Genomic DNA, 21,450 nt, shown 5'->3' with positions numbered 1-21,450 from the left:
TGTGCAAGGAGCCAAGCGCCTGGGAAGCCGGAGGGGCGGGTAGATCGCGAGACTCAGAAATCGCGGAGTGCCAGCCATGGGCTGGCACTCCTGGGGTTGCCGGCCAGCGGCCGGCACTACCAGAGCATAAAAAAAGCCCCGACCAAGGCCGGGGCTTTTCTACAACTGGTGCCGGAAACAGGAGTCGAACCTGCGACCTACGCATTACGAATGCGAACGATTCTCATTTTAGTCATTTAAAAACAATGACTTATTGAACTCAAGGGAAAACCTTGGGAAAATCCATTCTTCTAATCAAGGACTGAACGAATGGCCCGTCCCAAAAAAACCGCCCGCACAAAGGGCGTCTACGACCGCGGTTCGGCGTTCCAAGTGAAGATCAAGCGCAAGGATGCAGCGGGCAACCTGCACGCCATCAACCGCACTTTCCCTTACAGCGAAGCGACCCGAGCCAAGGCCCTCGCCCAGGCCGAGGCGTTCGCTTCTGCAGAGCGCGCCGCGCTCCACGAAGAGAAGCAACCCGCCTCCAACCTGATGAGCAGCCAGAGCCTGGGGGTCTGGATCGAGCGCTACATCGCCGAGGTGCTCTCACTCAAGGCCAAGGATGGCAAGAAGAAGGGGAGCGACAACGATGCGCGCCTCTTGCGCCTGCTCGCCAAGCGCTTCCCCGCCACCTTCAGCAAGCCGGTGGACAAGCTCACGCCCCAGGACTTCGGCCTCGCCAACGGCGGCATGGCCCGGTCTTTGGAAGATGACTACTACCTCGCCCCGGCCACCATCACTCGCCAACTCGCCGTTCTCTCCAGCGTCTTCACGGCAGCGATCAAGCGCTGGGGCTTCAAGATGGACAACCCCATCCACGCCACGCTCAAGCCCAAGGTGAGGAACGAGCGCGAGCGGGTGGTCACTGATAAGGAGTGGGCGGACATCCTGACCGCCCTTGCCCCCATGTCCGCGGCCACCCGGGGCGCCATTGCCTTCCTGCGCTGGACCGCGGCCCGCCGCAGCGAAGCCATCAAGCTGCGCTGGGAAGATTTGGACTACAGCAAGCAGCGCCCCGAGGCCACGTTCCGGGACACCAAGAACCCCAAGGGTGGCAAGCCCATCCATCGGACCATCTTCCTCACTCCTGAAGCGGTTGCGGTGCTGGACACCCTGACCAAGGAGCTCCACGCCGCCAAGCTGCGCAAGGATCGCATCCCGCCCTCTCCCCAGAACCCGCCCGCCGTGCGCCCCAGCTCCGGTTTTGTCTTCAGCTTGGACGAGGGCAAGACCTCGATTGCCTCGGACACGCTCACCCAGGCCTGGGGACGCGCCCGCGAACAAGCGGGGGTGACCGACGCCACCCTGCACGACCTGCGCCACACCCGCATCACCGAGCTGGCCAACTTGCTGCCCATGCACCAGGTCATGCAACTCTCGGGGCACAAGACCACCCAGATGCTGACCCGTTACTACAACCCTGACATGCAAGATTTGGGCGAGCTTTTTGAGGTCACGAAAGCAGCGGCTGAAAAAGCCCAGCGGGACTACTTGAAAAAGACGAGGAAGAAAAAAGGCAGTTGACTTCGCCTTGGTGTGTGCTATGGCTTTCAACGGGACGGGGTTTCTTACTCCTTTTTCCCTGCCCCACTAAGCCCCCGAGCTGCAGGCCTCCTCCCCCGGTTGTTCGGGGGCTTTTTTTGTTTTCGCCCGCTTGCGCTTTTCCGAAAATCCACTACCCCTGAAAGCATCCATTGTTCTTTCTGGGAGGAAAGCATGCAGCCCCGCTTCACCATCGCCGCCGTTCTGGCTTGCCTGGCCTTGGCCGGGTGTTCGACCGTTCAACCCAAATCCAAACCCAAGCCCAGCAGCCCCTGGGTTTTCCAAACCCCGAAGCCGCACGGCGCCATTTACCGATTCTTCCACCCGAAAAGCGAAAGGACGTGGAAAGGGGTTTCCCCAGCGCTGCGGGAAAAGGTCGAAGCCGTCCAAGCCCAACTGGCCGCGGAAGGGTTTGATGTGCGGCCCGTGGAAGGGTATCGAAGCCCCGAGCGCCAGGCGGCCCTGCTTGCCTCCGGGTCTGGCGTGACCAGCGTTGGGGCATTCTCCAGCTGCCACAACTTCGGACTGGCCTTGGATGCCGCCGTGTTCGTCAATGGGGAGCCCAGCTGGAACTTGGACGATGCCCATGTGATGGCCGGCTATCAACGCTTTGGGGAGCTGGCGGAGATCGTGGGGCTGAACTGGGGCGGCCGATGGACCAGCCCGAAAGACTATCCGCACGTCGAGATGAAAGCCGAGTGCGGCCAAGCCAAGTGGGCCTACCGGCAGGGGCGCAAGCCGGGCGCGTTTCCTTCGGTGACCGGAGAGCCCTCTTCGGAAGTGCTGGCCCGTGCGCTGGCGCCGGCTTGGTGCCCTGCGGGGATGGAAACGTCGTGTCTGGCGTGGGGCAATGAAAACCGGATGACCTGGAACTGGACGCTCCCGGCTCGGGTTTGTGTCGGCACCTTCCCTAACACCTTGAAAAAGATCGCCTGATCGCCTTGCGGAAATGCAATCGCCTGCTATGGATGAAGTATCAATCCATACTCGGGAGGGTTTTCATGTCTTCGCTTCGCATTTCGATCTTAACGGCTTTGATGGGGGCCTCGTTGTTTGCCTCCCCATCGTTTGCTCAAACCGCCACGGGAACCGGGGCCACGGCTTCGGAACCCAACTCGACGGCGACCGGGGAATACGCCCAAGCCTCAGCCCCGAATGCCACTGCAACGGGGGCCTATGCCAATGCCTCCGGGAACGGGGCCATCGCCACGGGCGTTCAAGCCAACGCCTCCGCAGACAACTCGACGGCGACCGGGGAATACGCCCAAGCCTCAGCCCCGAATGCCACTGCAACGGGCGCCTATGCCAATGCCTCCGGGAACGGGGCCGTCGCCACGGGTGTTCAAGCCAATGCCTCCGCAGACAACGCGGTGGCGTCGGGGACGAATGCCCAAGCGTCCGGCGCGAACTCCATTGCGACGGGCCAAGCCGCAAATGCCGCGGCGGTGAGCGCCGTCGCGGTAGGCACGCTGAGCTACGCGGGGGGCGAAGCGTCCATAGCCCTGGGCGCGCAATCCGCGGCTACCGGAGCCCATTCCTTGGCGGTTGGTGTCCAGTCACAAGCCAGTGGGGATCTTTCCATGTCCTTTGGCTACTTCAGCCGTTCGCGGGGCAATGCATCGATTGCTCAAGGCATCTTGGCAGAGGCAAACGCTGACCATGCAGTCGCCATAGGCAGTTCTGCCGTTGCCGATGCATTTCAGTCACTTGCACTAGGCGTTGGGGCTGAGGCCCGAGCGCAGGATTGCGTCGCTTTGGGTTCTCATAGCCGTTGCTGGGCCAGCGACGAAGTCAGCGTGGGATCCACTTTTGAGGACGGAGGCCAGAGCACCCGCCGAATCACGAACGTTCGGGCCGGCACCTCAGACACCGACGTCGCAAACCTCGGTCAGGTCCGTCAGGCGGCCCAAGCGTTGGGCGGCGGCGCCACGTTCGTCAACGGCAACTTTGTCGCGCCCATTTATCAGTTCCGCAGCGGTGCCACGCATCAAACTGTGGGAGCCGCTTTGGACGACCTAGATGGACGGGTGACTTTCCTTGAACAAAACCCAGGCAGCGGTTCGGGCACGCCCGGCCCGCGCGGCGCAGATGGGTTAAGCGCCTACGAGGTGGCGTTGGCCAACGGCTTCCAAGGCAATGAACAAGATTGGCTGGCAAGCCTGAAAGGGGAGCCAGGGGTCCAAGGACCTGCCGGCACCGATGGGGTGGATGGAACCGCCGGGACCGGCGCGGGCTCGACTGTAAGGGCGGGCAAGAACGTCGAGGTGACCGACAACACGGACGGCACCCAAACCGTGGCGGTCAGCGACAACGTGCAACTGTCTGACGCGGGCTCCGTCCAGGTCGGCACCACCACGCTCAACGGCCAAGGCGTGACGATTCAAGGCGGCCCTTCGGTGACGACTGCGGGCGTCAACGCGGGCAATCAGCGCGTGACCGGCGTGGCTCCGGGGCGCATCGAACGCGGGTCCACGGATGCTGTGAACGGTGGGCAGGTCTACGAAATGCAGCAGGTGTGGGATGACCGCTGGGTCGATACGGACCGCCGTTTGCGGCACCAGGATCGCCGCGTCAACGGCTTGGGCGCACAACTCGGCGCGATGAGCCAGATGGCCACCGCTGCGGCCCAGAACGGGGGCACGGCCGTTGGCCAGGTGAACCTGAACGTGGGCGTGGGATTCTCGGGGGGCAGTGCTGCAATGGCCGTGGGCTGGGGTGCTCGGGTGTCTGAGCGCACCAGTATTTCTGCTGGCCTGTCCTTTGGCTCTGGCAACAAGCCGGTGGCCGGCTTCGGGTTGAGCATCAACTTGGGGCGCTAAACGATTGCGTGGTGGAAAAGGAGGTGATCGTATCTCGGCAAGGGCCCTTCGGGGCCTTTGTTCGTGGCGAGCCTTGACGAATCGGATCTTTCTTTTATGGGTATGTAGGTATACCCATCTTGGGAGGACCTTTGAACTGGAAACGCAATCAGAAATACCTGTCCCGCCCACGCCATCTCTACGGCTTGTTCTTTGACAACGGGTGCTGCTACGTGGGGCAGACCGTCGACTTAAACCAACGCGAGCAGCAGCACCGCAGCGCTCGTGGGGGCTGGCAGGGGCGCCGATTCTCGTTCGTGCCGCTGTCGAGCATGACGGGCACCCAGGCCGATGCGGAGGCTCACGAATACGCTTGGCGTTACAAAGCCTTTCAGCATGGCTGGCGAATCTATAGCAAGCCACCGGGCATTCTTATCCGCGATCCCCGCAGGCGCACCACTGGTTACATGAAGTCCTTGGCGGCGGGGTATGCGTGGCCCGAGGCGGTTCCGCGCCGCTCGGCGGGGGCTCCGTCGTCCCTGGCTTGGGGGTTCTTCAAATGGCTGTTCCTCTACCCCTTCCTTTTCGGCGTGGCGGTGATAGTGCTGCAGGCCGTGGTCATGGCCACCCTGTAAAGCAAGGGCCCCGGCGGAAGCCGCGGGCCGCCCCTCCAAGCAAAAGCGGTTTGGAGAGAAAAGCACATGGGCGGCATGGCCGCCCAGCCTGCTGCTCACAACGAGAAGCCCTGCGTGTGTTTCGGGGACTGCGCCGGCAGCTTGGGAGACGCCTTGCGCGCCCGCCGCAACGGCTCCAGCACTTCCAGCAGCCAACGGGCCTTGCGCTCGCCCTCGCTCCTCTGCGGTTTTGGGCGTTCCGCGTGCTCCTTCAGCAGCGCGTCGAGCTTGCCTTGGATGCGCGTTCGCTGAGCGGCTGGGCGTTGAGCGGTGGGGCGTGCAGCTGCCCCAAGGCGCTGGACAACCGGCCGTTGCGGATCGTCTTTTAGCCCCGCGTCCAGAACGGTCGCCTTCAATCGCTCCAACCCCAAGCGGGTGTTGAGTTGCTCCACGTCATCGTAGGTGCCATACAGCTTGTAGCTCCCTTTAGTCAAACGGGTAAAGGCCACCAGCGAACTGGCGTTGTCCATCATCCCAAGGTTCATAAGGTGGAACACTTCGCGCTTGCCCTGCCCTTGGCTCTTGTGGACGGTCACCGCGTAGTCGTGGACCACCGCCTTGTGCTCGTGCGTGTTCCACACCACCTTGCGCCCATTCTCCTTTGGGTTCTCCGAACGCAAGGTGCCGACGATATCGTAGCCGCCAGAGCGCGACGCTTTGATGGATTGGATGGTGGCCTGGGTGCCATTGACCACACCCAAGTCCTTGCGTTTGGCTGTGAACATCACCCGATCTCCCTCTACCAAGGCCAGATCGAACTTTCGTCCATTGACGCGCCCCTCCACCACCACCTCATCCGTGCCGATCTCGCCGCGTTCTTTGAGGCCTTTTCGAATCCCTGCGTTGAGAGCGCCGACCTCGGCCCGGCTGTGGGCCAGCACCAGCTTGTCGTCCAGCGCCGCTGGATTCTTGAAGTAGTCGTTCACCAGGCGCTCGATGCATTTCTCCTGCGAGTGGGCTTCCACGATGGAGTCCATCAGGCGCTCCTTCTGCTCATCGCCCAGCTCCAAGGTTTCGCGCCGGCTGCGGGTGCCCTTTTTCAGATCGACCACTTCACCGTTCTCGTTTTTGGCGTAGAACCCCATCGCCGTCTCGCGGTCCTCCTGCCGCGCCTGTCGGCGAATCTCGGTCAACTTCACATCGCCCACCGCTTGCTTGGTGAGCTGAAAACCGGACCCGGCCCCGATGGGCTGCAGTTGCTCGGCGTCGCCTTGAAGGATGACCTTGGATTTCGCCTTCTCTGCGTAGGCCAACAAGGCTCGGGTGTCCCGCGTGTCCACCATGCCGGCTTCGTCAATGACCAGCACGTCGTTGGGCTGGAGTTCGCGCTTGCCTTCGGCCAAGTCGTGAAGCATCTGTGCCATGGAGGTTGAGGGCATCCCTGATTCCACTTCCAACTTCTGGGCGGCTTTGTTCGACACGCACACCCCCAGCAGCACCATCCCCTCAGATTCCAGCGCTTCCTTGTAGAGCTCGGAAATCGTGGTCTTGCCGGTGCCTGCTAAGCCGCTCAAGTTTGCCACCCCGCCACTGCCGCGACAGATGTGGTTCACGGCCACCAACTGCTCTTGCGAGAGCTGGAAGCCCTTGGCTTTCTGGTAGTCCTCAATGACGCGATCCACCGTGGCCTGCGAAGCATGGTGCTGGGTCTCGTTGGCCCGGCGGTTGGCGATGTCCACCACCGCTTGCTCCGCTTGCAACATCCATGGCGCGCAGAACCGGTCTTCCGTGTGCTTGCGGGCCAGTGTCTGCCCCCGGTCTTCGTCTGCCAAGCGCTCGGCGTTGACCAGCACCAGCCCATTGTCTTGCTTGAACTGCTCAATGCGGGCATGGAGTCCGGCCGCGTCCAACTTGCCGGCGTATTCCATTCCCAGCACCCGCACCAAATCAATGTCGTTGAACACGGCTTCGTTCTCGTGGAGCAGTTCCAGCAGCTCGGCGTCGCTCTTGTGTTCCACCTTGTTCAGGTTCCCCCGCGCTGCTTTCAACGTCTCCGGCGTCAGCTCGAAGTCCTTCAAAGCCTCCTGCCAGTGCTCGACCAACTCCGTGTAAGTGGGCTCGTTCTTGTGCTTCCGCGTGGCCTTGTTCGCCTGTTGGGTGCTGACCCCATGCTGCTCCGCGTATTCGAGCAGGGCCTTCCGGCGCTTGCTGAAGTGGTCGATGACGTCCTGGTCGATGCCCGCAAGGCGTGCGTAGGATCGGTTGGTCTCCTTGCCGTCGTCGTCCAGTTCTCGGACGTGCTCGACCTGATAGCCCAACCCTTGAAGGTTCTTGTAGAGCTCCAGCTTGTAGATTTCATCCATGGCCCGGGCATGGCGATAGATTTCGACGGCATCGAAGGTCGATTCCTTGCCATCGGCTCCCAGCGCCACCCCATAAACGAGATGGTGGGTGTGCAGATCCATGTCGAGGTCACGCCCGGCGAAGTGCTGGTGGCTTGACCACACCAGGCCCTTCACGCCGATCACGTCCTTGCCGCCCTTTCCCCGTCGAGTCTCAACCATCTGTTCCAGCCGGTTCATCGCTTCTGTAGAGGCGGCTTGGTGCGCCTTGAGCACGGCATCGCGCCGTTCTGGCGACTCCATTGCAAAGAGAATCCCAACGTCCTTGGGCGCCGACACCGTGACGTCGTAGCCGACCCGGTGGCCGCCGACCACCACGACCTCGGGCTTGCCTTGGGCGTCCAGGACGGGATCCCCGTTCTTGTCCACCTTTGGCCGCACCTTGCCTTTCTGGCCTGCGTTCTGGCAAAGCGCCCTCCCTGTCTGGGGGTCGAATCCTTCGGCCAGCTTGCTCATGCTCTCCCGTGTTACCGCCGTGGACAAGAGATTGAGGTGCGCGGCCATCTTGCCGCCCCAGGCCATGGTGCCCTGCGCGTTCCCGTCTTTGTCGAGGTAATACTCGGTGAGCATCAGATACTCGACCACCGCCGCGCCGGACTTGCTGTCCGTGCCTTGAGCGGTCAATGCGGTGACGTTGAACATGGAGTTCTCCAGGAATGGGTATCCCTTCAGATCTACCAAAACCCAGCGACTCCACAACCCCACTACTTGCGGAAGATGGCTTCCAGTTCGTCGTCTGAAACGGCGCGGAGCTTCGGCGGCGTGGCACCACGTTTTCGCAGCTCCGCGGCGGCCTGGTCGGCGGTCATCTTCAAGACCCGCTGGACCTCTGCAGCGCTCTGCGCGTCGCTCGGTGGCATGGGCTTTTGCTCCACCGGGCGCGCCCCCTGTTGGGTCCACGCGGCGCGTTCCTGGCCGTCGCGCGCGTGCGGGTAGCTGACGCCCGGCCAGTCCAGCAAGAGTGGGTCCCGGCTTGTCTGCACAATGGCCCGGATGCCCCAACTCTCGGAGCCATAGGCGCTGCCATTGCGTGGGCCCAAGTCGTCAGTGAGCCGCCCCGGCGGAACAACGGCTTTCGACTCCTCGTGGACGGTCGCCTTGTCATCATGCGTGCGCCACGCCACGGTGCGCTTGCCCAGGTTCCGGGAGACTTTTTCCCGGGTCTCGCCGATTTGGAGATGGCAAATAATGTGTGTGCCGACCAACCCTGAAAAGGCTTGCGCGGTCTTGTCCCCATAGACCCTCTCGACCTGTGACCAATCCTGCACGGCCATGCAGGCCACCACGCCTTTTGAGCGTCCCAAGGCCAGCAACAGCTCGATGTTGAGCTTGCCGGCGGAGGTAAGCTCATCGAAGAAGAACCCCAGGAATCGCCCGGTTTCGTCATCTGGCAGCGAGGGGCCGATGATTTCCGGCACCGCGACGTTGATCATGGCGGAGATGTAGGCCTTGGTTAGCACCTCATCAGGACCTGATTGAACAATGACCTGCTTGCATCCCGTGTAGTCGTCCTTGATCCAGTCCAGCATGGAGAACATCTGCCCAGGCGTGCGCTCGGGCCATGCCAAGGCTAGGCGCTCGATAACCGCGGTGCCGTTGGCGAGCACGGCGATACAGCTGCTGGTGGTGTTCGAATCGGGATTGGAAATGAGAGCGGCGGCTCGGGGGTAGTAGAGCGACAGTGCTTTAGCCATCGGTTCAGCGGGACGGGCAACCAACGCGGCCAACTCTGCCCACCCCCAGTTCTTGCCCTTCGTGGCCTGGAGTTCGCGCACGCACCCTTCCAGCAAGGCTTGCGCCGCAGACGCCCAGAATGCGCCGCTGCCCTCCTCCGGGGGGATGATGCTTTGGGAGAACGCGGCGGCTTGGGCTTGCGTCGCTACGTCCCGGCCCACGTCCCAGATCCAGCTTCGCTTGTCGAAGGGGCAGACGATCACCGGGCGCTCGAAGATCGACGTAAAGTCTCCTTTGATGTCGTAGATGAAAGCCTTCTTGTCGAGCCGAACAACCTGTTCCAGCAGGTGCTTCAGGATGACTGACTTGCCCATTCCCACGGCTCCATAGATGAACATGTGACGGGCCAGCAGCTTCTTGCTGACCACCCAAGCCGGATGTAGTGACAACGCATGCCGCTCGCCCCTCTGCTCCTTCTTTGTAAGCGAACGACGCCGGGCTTCAGTCAGGGCCTCTTTCCCCTGCAACAGTTGAGCGCCGGACACATGCCAGGTATTTGAGCGCGGGATGAGCCCACGCCGCGTCGCCCAAATCGACGCCCACCCTGCCAAGCCCGCCGCAACGCCGACCCGTGCCAACGTGCCAAACGTTGCCTGCTCCTTGGCCACCTCCCAGAATGCGGCGGCAGGCTCTCGGAATGAGATCGTGCCGGTGGCAAGGTTCCCCAGCGCCGCCAGGCTGCCAGTCAGTGCCTGACCGAAGTTCATCAGTGAATGTGATGATGGGATTTGCCAGCCCAGCCAGAGAGCCGCGGGATAGGTCAGCGCCGCGACGCATGCCCCAGACAGCAGGGCCTGGGGCCAATAGCGGACGGCCCGGCTTGGCTCGATGCTCGACGGGACCGTCCAGCTCCAGCAGTCATAAACCGTGGACTTGCTCACGTGCCTTCTCCCGGTGAGCGTCGCCCGGCTTGCGCCCCTCACGATCCAACTGCCCAGGGTCCGCGCCTGCGGCCATGAGCTCCAGGCAGCACTGCGCGCGTTTGTGTTGGGCCGCCACATGCAGGGGAGTCTCCCCGCGGGGGTTCCCCAACGCTGGATCCGCGCCGGCCTCAATCAACCGACGAACGATGCCGGGGTGGCCGTGGCGCGCGGCGAGGTGTAGCGGCGTCTCGCCGTTGGCGTCGGGCACATTGGGCTCGGCCTGCATGCGCAAACAGGCCTCCACCCCATCCAGGTTGCCGGTCGTTGCGCTCTCGCAAAGCCACGTCTGCCAAGGGGCTCCGTATAGCCCCAAGTGCGGGGCGTGCGCATGGGCTGCTGCCAGCACCTGGCTACCATGCATGGTGTTCAGCGCTTCTCCATAGGTCGCCTTGACGTGGTCCGCCGCCAACCGGGCTTGGGCATCGGGGACCTCAAACCGCCGGAGCAGTTGGGCGATGTCCAGAGGCGGCTGAGACGGCACCGGCAGTTCAGGCAGGACTCGGAGGGCCTGGAGCTGCTTCGCTGCGGAACGGTTCGACTGGACCTGGTCGATGGATTCCCTCAGCTCTCTCAACAGCCCCTCCCGCTGCTCGGCCGGGAGCAAGGCGTAAGCGGTGGCCAGGGGCTTGTGGCCCAGCACGCCGGCATGGATGGCTGCGTCGAGCGGGTGAGCGGATAGGTCCGGATCGACCTGAAGCAACGCAGCGTGGCCGCCCTGCCCCAGCTCCAGGGAAATGCGGTTGGAGAAACGGCTGGGGGTCAGCACCCAGTCAAAGCCCGCGTCGGTCTGGGTGTCCAACCCGGAAACCTGGGCTTCTCGGCAAAACCGCGTGGCCAGGTCCAACACTTCCCGCGCATCGGCGGCAGCGGCGGCCTCGTGATGCTTCCCGTAGAACTGGGCCAGCGTCAGGGGGTGCAGAATGGGATGAAGCAACGGCTCGTGGGGACGATTCAAGAAATCGCCCCCACCTGGGTTGCCTGCTGGATTGTCGTGTTGGGGTTCCATCCCCTTTGCATACCGTCTTTTTCGGTTTTGGCAATCAGCAAGCGATCTTGAGGATGAAAGCCGCGCCAACCAAAACCCCGGTTTGTAGGAAAAGCGAAACGGTGTGCAGATCCATCTGCTCCAAATCCCCCCTCAACCAGGCCATCAAGCCAGCAACCCCGCCACGTTGGCGGCCACGTAGCTCACCACCGAAAACGAAAGCAAGGTGATCAGCAGGTTCCCCACGTTGTCCACGGCGAACTCGTAAGCATCGGCAAAAATATACATAAGGGCCTCCCCCGGTTGTGTTTGACTGATTACAGTCAACCACATCCCATAAAACTGGCAACCCTAAAAATCTCGATTGATCGACACTTTTGATGTTTAGTCAAACCTTTTTTTCTCTCTTCCCCAGATGATCAACCCCCACCCCGCTTCTTGCTTTGAGCCGCTTTTTCCGTTTGCTTTTATGGGTAGATCGATCCACTCACAAACAAGGGAACGTGCCCAACAAAAAGGGCCCCGAAGGGCCCTGGATGCGACACGGGGAATGGACCGTCATTGACGGTAGATGTTCTTCTGGACTTGGGCCTCGTGCTTGTCCCAGTCGAAGCCCGCCTCATAGCGCTTCATGAAGTCCGCTTCCTTCTTCGCGCTGGCGGCGTAGTGCGCGTAGCCCAACTTACCAGGCCCCATGGTTTGCTGCCGCTGGGCCGCAGTCAGCATGGGGATGTTTTCCCCCAAGGATTGCCCTCCGTCCTTCTGCTGGCGCTTCTGTCGCCATTCGTCCACGGTGCTGAACACCACTTGGGCGTGCTTGTCTTTGGGCGCGTCTTCAGCGCGCTGCTGCACCTGTGCGTGCAACCGCTCACGCGCGTCGGTGATCTCGTCGGGCTTGGCTTGCTTGGCCCAGTCCAACACGGCTTGTTGCTTCTCCTGGATATCGGCCTGGTCCTTCGCCAGCGACTGGTCGAAGGCTGCTTTCTTCTGCGGTTGGTGGTCGTTTGGACGCTCTCCGGCCAGCTTGGCTCGCCGTTTATCGCGAGCGCCCAGCAGGTCGTTCAAGGCATCGAGGTGGGCATTGCTCATAAAGTCCTCCTTCAAGGAAATGGGTGGTTAGGTCAGCATTGATCGATTTTGGGAAAGGGCAAGGGTTGCCTTGCCCTTTTGGGGCTCAGTCGTTGGGCATCATCTCGGCCAAGTCCGTGCGGCTCACGCCTGCTCGGCAGAGCGAGACAATCGCATTGCCACGTGCAGCGGTCAGGGCCGGGTATTCCTCTTCCAGGAAGAGCGGCAGGACCTCCCGCTTGCCCCCTGTGGGCATGTCGATGTCCCGTGCCAGCTCCTCTTGGCCCACCGTGTCTTCAGCCCCGACGCGCCATTTGCGCCCCGTCGCCGGATCCACGCGAAGCGCGCTCAAGCGGCCTGCGCCCTGCATCAGCATTTGCTCGTAGGCCGCTGCGTAGGGGTGGTTCGGATCGTTGAGAACGCTGTGGCGGAAGTTGGTCAAGCCACCCGAGAAATCGATGCCACGCGTCGGCTCCTTGAAGGTGGTCAACTGAGCCTTGCCCAGCCGCTTCATCAAGTAGTTGCGTGTGACAAACGAGTGGTTGAGCGCGACGACCGATTGCATGGTGTTGGCCAGCAAATCGGCTTCGTTCTCCGACCCGTAGGTGTTGATAAGGCTGTCGTGGCCCTGCACCGCGATCACCGGCATCAACCCCAGGCTTCGGGAGGTGCTGAAGAGCAGCACATCGTCCGAAGTCAGCAGCAAATGCGCCTCGTCCATCATCAGCAGCACGTCGGTTTGGCCCGGCAGCATTTCGCGCCACTTGTCGCCGTGCGCCCCGCGTGCCCGAATGCCGTTCATGACACGCTGCTTGAGCAACCGCTGCATCATGTCGCCCGCTTCGCCGAACTGGGTGGGGGGCAGGAACAAGCCCACGAACTTCCCGTAAAGCGCCTGAGAGACGTCCACTTCCCCACGTTCGACGGAATGCCACGGGATGTCATCTGCCGTCCGGAGCTTTTCACCCCGAAGCAGTTTTTCGATGAGCCCCCGCGAGTTCAACGTGAAGGACTGGCGCTGCTCTTTATGCATTGCAGGAACGCCCAGCAATGCCCATTCCAGCGAGCTTTGCAGCTGGGACATGGGACGCAGCAAGTCGGGATGGACGGTCTCGGACCGGGTGGCCAAGCGGTTGTGGTAGTCCCGGGAGTAGGCGGCATAGGCCTCCCGCTCTTCGTCAGTGCTAGACGTATCCGGGCGCTCCAACCCCAACCAGTTCACCAACTCCAGCACGCGAGCGCTGGCAATCTCCCCGCCACGCGGCGTCGGCACCACCTGCTCAACCATCGCCAACAGCTTGGCATGGTGGAATGGGGTGTAGAACCAGTTCCGGGAAGCCTCCGCCACAATCGCGTAAGTGCCCATTTGCTCTTCCACGCGAGCCAGCGCCGCTTCCAGGTCTTCCAACCCCAAGCCACGCTTCTCCAACTCCTCCCGCTCCAGCAGCATAATCAACCGGGCGTGCTCCAACCCTTCCAGCTTGGCGATGCAGAAGTCTCGGTAGGCCTGCTCGTGCTCGCATGCGGCCTTCAGGATGATGCCGGTGTGGAAGAGGAACGCGTCGCCGCCGTCGCTCCAGAGCTTGGACTTCTCATCGACCTTGCCACCGGTCGCGCCGCGAAGGGCCTTGGTGATTTGGTCGGGCTCCAGGCCCTCGTAGGGGGCCACCGACATGCCTGCGCGCACGACGATATCAAACGCGTCCTTGCCCAAATCGGAGATGATCGCGCCGTCCTTCGCGTCGAGGATGAGTGCTCCCCCCCCGCTGCGCTTCGCATCAAGAACGGTCTCGCCCGCGGCGCTCCCCTTCAGTTCATTCCGCAGTCCTACGGCCAATGCGGACTCGCGATAGCGACGGGCCAACGGCCGCAGCACGCTGAAGGACTTGCCCGAACCGATACGCCCGTAGACGATCAGGCCTTGGGTCAGGTCGCGCCAGGACAGCATCATCACCGTGCCCTTGTCCGGCGCAAAGCCATGGCCGCGGTCGTTCAGGTGACCAGACGCTCGACCCACCTTCAAAAGCGGGGTCTTGTCGCGCAACGCTTCGGCAGCCTGCTGCTCGCGGGCCTTCACGTGGGACTTGGACAGGGCCCCCTGGGTCGCCAGGTTGTTGTCCAAGTTCTGCAGATAGAGGCGAGCGGCCGTTTGAACGAAGTTGCCTTCCGTGAACTGCAGGGCATACATGGCCGCAATCACAAACGCCACGGCCACGCCTATTCCGTCCGGGAGAAGGGAGCCAACCCCAACAAGGGCCAAGATCACCACCATCCACTTCATCATCTGAATGAAGCGCTCGGCGGTCCCCCCCAGCACGCCCCGGTGGGGATGCGAGGCCGCACTCAGGAAGGCCGCAAACAACAGCAGGCCAGGAATGGTCAAGATCAGAAGAACGATGCCCGCCATTTTGGCAAAGCCCGCAGCGACCGCCATCATCCCCGCTCCCGTGTTCATCGGGTCAACCGCTGCTTGCCCCATGCTGGCCGCGTCCACGTGGAGCGCGGACGACAACGCCGCCGAAGCGGTTGCAATCAGCACGGGCAGCACCATCAGGGCCAGGCCCTTGAAGGCTTCCTTCATCCCTTCCGCTTGCTTCAACGCAACAAAGTAAGGAATGGCAGCCAGCAGCACCACGTAACTAAAAACGCCAATGAGCGAGCCCAAGAAGTATTGAACCGCACCAATCAGCGGGAAGGCCAGATACATCAGCGAGGTTGCAGTGCTGTCGCCGCCCAGCGCCATGTCGTCCCCCAGCACGAAGCCTTCGGCACGACGTCCTTCCTTGGTGATGATCATGCGGGCCTGGGTGTTGCGCAGATCCTCCGGAACCTTCGGCCACCACGGATGGAACTGGTCCAGATCCAGTTCTTCGGGCACAACCAGTGCCATCTCTTTCTCGTCGAAAACCGCGCCCGCTTGGACCGCCATATCTACATCCTCTGGGGGAACGTCCAGCACGCGGCTCTTCACGCGGTCGCTCACGTCAAAGCGCCCGACCAAGTTTTCGTAGCGGTCATTGCCGTCCAGAATGATTTGCTCCAGCGTGCTCGACGCTTGATCGTCCTTCTTGAACAGCTTGCGGCCAATACCGACCGTCCAATCCATCAGCGATAGCAACATGCTCAGTGCCTCCCGTTGTTGTTGTTGTTGGTTTGAGATAGCGCCTGACACGCCACGATTTCCTGAGGCGTGATGGTGCCGCTCGTCCATTTCTTTTTGCACTCGTTCAACGACAACGAGGGCGCGAGTTGGATCGCCGCCGGCGAAGGGCGTGTTCCTTTCACTTTGTTGACGACCAATGCCCCAAAGCAAAGGGCCACGCACGCGGCCGAGGTGACAAGAAAGCCGGCTTTGGACACATGTTTTTCGCTGGCGTGCCGAACCTGGCTGGCGCGCAGGGCGTCCATCCTCCAGGCATCAAAGTCCCCATCGTTTGCCACCGGCATCTTCCGGTCCGCCCGCAGGTAGTAATACGAGGTCAGGACGTTCTCTCGGCAATCGGAGAGCCCAAATCTTTCTGGGTTACCAATGAAAAATCGCCCATGCAGGTTGAGCCACTTCGATCCGAAGTGGAGCTTTCCGGGCTTTCGATACTGCGTAAACAACCACCCAAACATTTTTCCTCCCATCTTTCATGGATACACATTCTTTCTAGCAAGGCTTTCGATAAGCGCAAGCACCTCACCTGATCTTTTCTGCCCACGCGTCGATATCGCTGTTGGCTTGGTCCTGCCAATCGTTTTTCGGCTCGGGTTTAGCAACAGGCTTGGGGGCCGGCTTGGGCTTTGCAGCTGGTTTCGAAACCGGCACCGGCTTTGACGCCGGGGCAGTTGCCGGGGTCTGGGCCTTAGGTGGCTCTGCCAGCACCGGGGCTTCCACAACCGGGGCAGCGACCGCGGCCTTCTCTTCCACCGGGGCAGTCACGGGCTTGGGCTCCTCGACCTGGGGCGGCGCGGATACAACCGGAGCAACTGGCACGGCGACGGGGGCCGGGGCAGTCACTGCTGCAGCCGGTTTGTCTTGGAGCGGAACGGTTTCGCTGGAGCGGTGAGTGGTCCACCACGCCAACGCCCCACCCAGCACAAGGACGGCCACGCCCGACCCAGCCAGAAGTTGCCAGCCCTTCTTGTTGCTGGCCTTCGCCGACGCCTCACCGGCCGGATTGGCCTTGAGGGCTTCCGGTTTCACCGGGGCCCGGGTCGACGTCGCCTTGGGGGCCGGTGCCGGGGCTTGAGCTGACTTGCTCGGTTCGGGGTTCGGAACAGACGGGGCCACCAGCTCGGCCGGCACTGGAGCGGCAGGCGTTGCGTCCACGGCTTCACTGACGGCAGGCGCAGGAGCGCTGACCGGCTCTTTGATGACAGGCGCGGGGCCTGCTTCTGGTTCTGCTGTCGGCTCGGGAACCACCTCCTCAACAACCGGCTCGGGCGCTTCGGGAGCGGAATCGGTTTGAACGGGCTCGGGCTCAACCACCCGCGGCTCGGGCTGGGCAGTCGCTTCTTGCTCGGCCAACGCCTGGGCGCGCTCGACTTCCAGGCGCGCGTTCTCTGCGGCTTCGGCTTCCTTGCGCGCCTTGGCCTCTTCCGCACGCCGGGCCAACGCTTCTTGCGCCTCTCGCCCCTTCTCAGCGGCGACCGAGGCCGCTTGCTTGGTTTTGTCTGCCAAGGCTTTGCCAAAACTTGCAGCCAGCCGGCCTGCGGTTTTCAAGTTTTCTTTTGTCGCATCGCTGACGAGCTTCTCCGCGTCCGTGGGGGCGGTGGTCTTGGCTTGTGCTGCTTTGGCGAGCAGCTCGCGCTGCTTGCGTTGTTTGATGAGTTCTTCGGGTGTCATGGTTCCTCCCAGGCGCTTGAAAAAGATTTGAGCCAGGGGGCTTTCGCCCCCCAGCTCTCGGTTGGCTTAGCGAACGTCGGGGATCGGCGAAACCGTGATGGCGTAATCGCCCCGGCCGCACTGGTCATCGACCGTGGCGTTCTGAAGCGCACCGCGCTTTGCCAGCTCAACGACCGGCACCTGGCACACGGCGGCATCGGCACCACTGAAGCCAACCGTCAGCTTTTCTTTGCTCGCCTTGAGCAACGCGGCCAGCTTGTCCAGCGTGGCGCCGGTCTTGGCACTCACCGGCTGCATGTCAGCGGCCGGGTAACGGATGACCAGCTTGTCCAGGGCTTCGGCCTGGCCGTCCTTGGTTTCGACGGTCTTGGTATGCACCTGAGCATCCAGGCCAGCTGCCTTGGCTTCGGCTTCCAGTTCGCGGAACTCCTTGAGCTGGGCTTGATAGGACGCAATGCCTCCGACAATCGCCCCAGCAGCGCACACCGTCAGGGCCTTGTCTTTCTTGCCGGTCAGCAGGGCGATGCCTGCACCGGCAGCGCAGCCAATCCCGCCGGCCTTGAACAGGCGCAGCTTGTTGGTCTTTTGGGGTTCGGGCCGGGTGCTGTCCTGGGCAAACGAAAGCCCCGGAGCCAGCAACGCGGCGATGGTGAGAGTGAGGATGAAACGCTTCATGGGTATGCCTCCTTATGAGGTAGTGGGGAAAGGGTTAGAGTTTTGGAGGCAGGAACGCCGAGGTAGCAGCAGAAGCTCGACTGGGTTCGGCAGCCGGTTGCTTGGAGAGGGTTTCGGCGTCGGGTTCTTGCTGCGCCAGGAACTGGGAAAACGCTTGAAGGGTTTTCACCACCAGTTCTTCATTGGCCTGGAGCGCCGCGCTCTGCTCTGCTCGCAAGTCCGCCAGCGCGCTTTCTAGGGCAAGGGCATTCCGCGTTTCGGATTCGCGGACCGTGGCTCGGATGTCGCCCAACGCATCGGACGCTTCAAGCCCCTGAACCACGCCCCGGTTTTTCTCCAGGACCGCCAGGCGCAAATACTTGTTCAAGGAAACGCCTTGTTCTTTCGCGCAATACCGCGCGCTCTCCAACTCATCGGGAGCGATGCTGAAAGATTTGGTTAGAAGCGACGGACGACCCACTTAACCCCCTGCAATGAAAATCCACACCCATGGATTAGCAAAGGATTTAAGAAGCGCAAGTGGGCTAAGCCGTTTTTCTTCTGTTTTTCTGGGGTTCCGGCCATTTTTCAGCCGAACGGTTGGCCAAGTTGTTAGCCAAGACTGAAAACAAGGCGCAGCAAGGCCTGGACGGGTGGAAAGGCGCAGCGTTTCTAGCCAAGCCGGAAAAACACTTCAGTGCGACTTGTGTATGGCCTACTCCCTTCACCCTTCGGAAAACCTTGAACGGTGAATGGGCAGCCAACCTCTTCCCTCGCAGTCCTCCCCAAGTTTTTGCTCCCCCGCTCTTGCCCTTCCGCTTTTCCCCGGTAGAAGTTTAGGAAAGCCCCAATCCTCAACCCAACCGGAGCCCCCTATGCCCCTCACTCCCGCCACGCCCAGCCGCTCAAAAAAGTTTTCGCCAGCCCCCGTAGCCTGCCTCCCCACCCATCCAGCTCCCCACCTCTCCACCGACGCCGCACCCCCTGTCTCAGAAATCGGGGACCGCCGTTTCCCCCACGCCCCAGCCCTGTCCCAGTTCGTTTTAGTCAAGCGGAGGCCAGCATGGGATCGCGTGAGTGGTTGGGTTCAGTCACGCTGCTCGGGTGTTCTGAAAGCCCTGCCTCCATCTGTTTTAGTCAACTTTGCTCGGGGGTTCTGGAGGACGACTGCAGGGGCTATTGGTTTTGGTTCGGGTGCCTGGAAAGCGTTGACCCCATCCGTTTTAGTCAAGCGAGTGGCCTCGGTTGAAGTTCACTGCCCCCCGGTATTCGATCAGCGGTTGGGGGGCCAGTGCTGGTCTGGAAATGTTTCGGGCAAGCGGGCTCTGGGTTTTGGATCGGCGGTCGCTGGGGAGGTTCGACAGGCTCGGCAAAGCGTTTTAGTCAAATCTTTTTCAAACTCCTGCAACGCCCCACTGCCCCTGTTCTGCGATCCGGTTGCTGGGCCTGCGTTGAACGGCTGGGGGGTGTTCCGTGTTTGAGCTGACCCCCTTCTTGGATGCCATTGCTCAAGCCGATGCCCCGCTGGAAGGCAAGGCCAACGGGTGGCAACGCAAGGCTGTTTTGGCCGAGTTCGGCAACGCCTGCGCCTTCTGCTCCGCTCCGCTCGACCTGGCCTCTCCCAAGTCTTGGACGGCTACGCCACTGGTGCCCGCGCAACTGGGCGGCCCCGTCAGTGTCGTGGAGAACTGGGTGCCTGCCTGCCGTCCCTGCGTTGCTGCCAAGGGCCTGCGAGATATCGTGTGCTGGAAAGAGTGGCAAGCGTCGGCGACCCCTGACCGGGTGGCGCTGCTGCTGGAACGTCGGCGCTCTGCGTTGCTGTATGCAGAGAACCACTTCACCCCGTTGAGCCGCCACTCGAAGCGTGAGCGGCTGCTGGCAAACCTGTCCGCCCGTTTCGACAAGCCCCGCTTCCGCGTCTACGCCTGGTCGGGTGAGGTGGATGGGGAGCGCGTTGGCCTGGTGGGCTGGAGCACCCGGTCAGGCGATGCCTTGGCACTGAGCGAGGCCCTGCTGGCGTTACGAATGAGGGACGGGGGCGAGGTGCTGGCTGAGGGCCAGGTCACCCTTCTGCGGCTTCCGGCAGACGGGTTCCTGGGGGCCGTGTGGGCGCTCATTGAGGCCCATGGGCTCGTCGTGGAGTTGGACGTGCCAAGCGGTGGTCCGCTCGATGTGGGCGACTGGCGCGAGTGCTGGCGCCACCGAGTGCAGGATCCTGTCAGCAACCATAAGCGCGTCCCGATGACCGGAGGCCCGGCGCTGCCTCATGCCCCCCGTGTGCTGTCCACGAACCCAGATTCCGTTCGTCGCCTGGCCCAGTTGCAGGCTGCGAAACGGGCGGACAGGTTGGAAGAAGCCGAGTTGCGGTATCGAGAAGCGATGGCCCGGAAGGCCAAATATCTGGAGCGGGTGAGGCGTGGCCTGGAGGCCCCGATGCCGTTAGACGAATACCGGGCGTGGGCCGATGAGGTGCGGGCGCTTGGGGTGACATGGGCTCGGATGGTCACCCAGAGCCGACAGGACCTGAATCGCCCGCCGGCCCACACCGATGCCCCTTACTCTGGTCGCTCAATGACAAGGACATAGGTTCCATCCTCGCCATCGAGGTCGCTGTCGGGCGATTCCGGAATCTCATTACGTGCGTAGAAGGCAGCGAGCTTTGCGGTGAGGCTGTCCACATCCCCCCCGCCACGGACCTTCTTGCCGACATTGCAATACATCAACCGTTCGAAGAACAGCCCCCAGCGCATGCTGTCATCTAGCTTCTTGTATGGCGTTTTCACCTTCTTGCTGCCGTTGTCATACCACGCGTTGGTGTTCAGTTTTGCCGGATCAGGCCGCCAGAACAGGCAATGATGGAGCGCCTCGGACCGCAGATCACGATTGATAAACGTAGGCAAGCAATAAAAGATCTCTGGCGTGGAGCTCACCAACGCGAGCTGGCCTGCCGGCTGATCAAAGGTCCACTTCAGGCGATCTTTTCCGACTGCCCCGCTGGTAGCAAGCTTGGCTCGCTTGAACTGCAACCCAACGATCTTCGAGCCAACTGAGAGCTTCTCATCTGCTGGCCAGACCTTCTCTTGGGAAGATCCGATTGCCCAGATGGCATATCGAAGCCCCACGTTCTTCAGATAGGCCTCAATGCCAGCGACAATCCACGCCTCATATTCCCGCTCGAGCGGCGATGCATACTTAACACCCAGAATCTGCTTCATGTCCGTCCTTGGCTTGGTGATTCCGAACTAATACACCAACAAAGGGGCGTTGCGCCACCCCCGCCAAGACCTATTCTCGGTGGACAGGGAGATAAACCACGTCTCGCCGCATGCCTTTTCAACCAGGTCCGGGTTCCAGCCCTATTGGCGAAAGGCCAACCAGGCGACGCCGGCTCAAACTAGTCGCAGCTCGCCACTTCGATGGTCTCATACGGGCTGCCATCCACGAATCGATACAAGTAGCGAACACGCCCGCCCAGGGCCACGAACGCACGTCCCTCTGGGCCTTGAGCGCAGACCCCACCCTTCGCCGCGTTGCGCATCATCGCCCTGGCTTCGGCATCCGATTTTCCGGACTGAGCCAGAACCTGATTCATCTGTTCACGGGTATACGAGAAGCTGGCGGTGTAGGTGATCGTGTTGCCGCCGGCGACCACGGTCTGCATCGTCAAGTTTTGGTTGATACGCATGGGCAGCGAAGGCGCAACCGCATCAGCCATCTCACGGGCGAGCTGGGCCGCTGTGGGCGCAGCATAGGCATTGACCGTTGCACCGATACACGTGACCACCATCACCACCACTCCAGCAAACTTCCTTTTCTTCACGATGACTCTTCCCTATTACGTCATGGAACGCTCAGCG

General features: G+C 61.9%; 17 protein-coding genes. 5 read left to right on the top strand and 12 right to left on the bottom strand.

The genetic code is table 11. The features are described from left to right. Nucleotides 1-309 precede the first annotated feature (309 nt). The 4 genes from AC5P67_RS08810 to AC5P67_RS08795 all read left to right on the top strand — a co-directional run bounded on the left by AC5P67_RS08810 (nucleotide 310) and on the right by AC5P67_RS08795 (nucleotide 5,017). Complete coding sequence (locus AC5P67_RS08810; protein ID WP_024957459.1) at nucleotides 310-1,566, top strand: tyrosine-type recombinase/integrase; 1,257 nt, start codon at nucleotides 310-312, stop codon at nucleotides 1,564-1,566. A 192-nt stretch (nucleotides 1,567-1,758) separates the two neighbouring features. Further along, nucleotides 1,759-2,520: a M15 family metallopeptidase gene (locus tag AC5P67_RS08805; RefSeq protein ID WP_024957458.1), complete on the top strand. Its 762-nt coding sequence runs from the start codon at nucleotides 1,759-1,761 to the stop codon at nucleotides 2,518-2,520. A 65-nt stretch (nucleotides 2,521-2,585) separates the two neighbouring features. Then, nucleotides 2,586-4,403 (top strand): YadA-like family protein, encoded by a 1,818-nt coding sequence (locus tag AC5P67_RS08800; protein ID WP_130519067.1) that lies wholly within the window; start codon nucleotides 2,586-2,588, stop codon nucleotides 4,401-4,403. Between the two features lie 131 nt (nucleotides 4,404-4,534). Further along, nucleotides 4,535-5,017: a GIY-YIG nuclease family protein gene (locus AC5P67_RS08795; RefSeq protein ID WP_024957456.1), complete on the top strand. Its 483-nt coding sequence runs from the start codon at nucleotides 4,535-4,537 to the stop codon at nucleotides 5,015-5,017. A 95-nt stretch (nucleotides 5,018-5,112) separates the two neighbouring features. Here the strand turns inward: AC5P67_RS08795 and mobF are convergent, their stop codons facing one another. From mobF to AC5P67_RS08745, 10 genes are all read right to left on the bottom strand, one after another. After that, on the bottom strand, nucleotides 5,113-8,040 hold the full coding sequence (gene mobF / locus AC5P67_RS08790) for a MobF family relaxase (protein WP_136191679.1): 2,928 nt from the start codon (nucleotides 8,038-8,040) through the stop codon (nucleotides 5,113-5,115). Nucleotides 8,041-8,102: 62 nt separating this feature from the next. Continuing rightward, entirely contained in the window at nucleotides 8,103-10,013 is a 1,911-nt protein-coding gene (locus AC5P67_RS08785; RefSeq protein ID WP_024957454.1) for a type IV secretion system DNA-binding domain-containing protein, read from the bottom strand. After that, the gene (locus AC5P67_RS08780) at nucleotides 9,991-11,010 is read right to left on the bottom strand and encodes an ankyrin repeat domain-containing protein (RefSeq protein ID WP_149500864.1); all 1,020 of its coding nucleotides are present in this window, start codon (nucleotides 11,008-11,010) and stop codon (nucleotides 9,991-9,993) included. Before AC5P67_RS08780 ends, AC5P67_RS08785 begins: the two co-directional genes overlap by 23 nt. Nucleotides 11,011-11,205: 195 nt before the next feature. Next, entirely contained in the window at nucleotides 11,206-11,328 is a 123-nt protein-coding gene (locus AC5P67_RS08775; RefSeq protein WP_255313069.1) for a hypothetical protein, read from the bottom strand. A 270-nt stretch (nucleotides 11,329-11,598) separates the two neighbouring features. Next, on the bottom strand, nucleotides 11,599-12,129 hold the full coding sequence (locus AC5P67_RS08770) for a hypothetical protein (protein ID WP_049419277.1): 531 nt from the start codon (nucleotides 12,127-12,129) through the stop codon (nucleotides 11,599-11,601). A gap of 85 nt (nucleotides 12,130-12,214) precedes the next feature. After that, the gene (locus AC5P67_RS08765) at nucleotides 12,215-15,229 is read right to left on the bottom strand and encodes a TraM recognition domain-containing protein (RefSeq protein WP_130519071.1); all 3,015 of its coding nucleotides are present in this window, start codon (nucleotides 15,227-15,229) and stop codon (nucleotides 12,215-12,217) included. Nucleotides 15,230-15,231: 2 nt separating this feature from the next. Further along, nucleotides 15,232-15,726, bottom strand: a complete 495-nt coding sequence (locus tag AC5P67_RS08760) for a hypothetical protein (RefSeq protein ID WP_024957450.1) — start codon at nucleotides 15,724-15,726, stop codon at nucleotides 15,232-15,234. Between the two features lie 64 nt (nucleotides 15,727-15,790). Beyond that, nucleotides 15,791-16,939, bottom strand: coding sequence for a hypothetical protein (locus AC5P67_RS08755; protein WP_049419281.1), 1,149 nt, complete (start codon nucleotides 16,937-16,939; stop codon nucleotides 15,791-15,793). 66 nt (nucleotides 16,940-17,005) lie between these two features. Further along, a complete protein-coding gene (locus AC5P67_RS08750; RefSeq protein ID WP_049419283.1) occupies nucleotides 17,006-17,614 on the bottom strand; it encodes a hypothetical protein in 609 nt (202 codons plus the stop codon). 34 nt (nucleotides 17,615-17,648) lie between these two features. Further along, entirely contained in the window at nucleotides 17,649-17,981 is a 333-nt protein-coding gene (locus AC5P67_RS08745) for a hypothetical protein (protein ID WP_130519073.1), read from the bottom strand. A 1,085-nt stretch (nucleotides 17,982-19,066) separates the two neighbouring features. On the opposite strand from AC5P67_RS08745, the gene AC5P67_RS08740 reads away from it, so the two are divergent. Further along, on the top strand, nucleotides 19,067-20,179 hold the full coding sequence (locus AC5P67_RS08740; protein WP_495214559.1) for a hypothetical protein: 1,113 nt from the start codon (nucleotides 19,067-19,069) through the stop codon (nucleotides 20,177-20,179). Here the strand turns inward: AC5P67_RS08740 and AC5P67_RS08735 are convergent. Next, complete coding sequence (locus tag AC5P67_RS08735; protein ID WP_099605704.1) at nucleotides 20,149-20,808, bottom strand: hypothetical protein; 660 nt, start codon at nucleotides 20,806-20,808, stop codon at nucleotides 20,149-20,151. The two genes, AC5P67_RS08740 and AC5P67_RS08735, sit on opposite strands and share 31 nt — an antisense overlap. Nucleotides 20,809-20,987: 179 nt before the next feature. Beyond that, nucleotides 20,988-21,413 carry a hypothetical protein gene (locus AC5P67_RS08730; protein ID WP_130519076.1) on the bottom strand — a complete coding sequence of 142 codons (426 nt, stop codon included), beginning with the start codon at nucleotides 21,411-21,413 and terminating at the stop codon, nucleotides 20,988-20,990. Nucleotides 21,414-21,450 lie beyond the last annotated feature (37 nt).

Source organism: Stenotrophomonas sp. YJH_SMC_21, assembly GCF_059369555.1.
The sequence above is the reverse complement of the archived record's forward strand: the minus strand, read 5'-3'. Positions and strand labels throughout refer to the sequence as shown.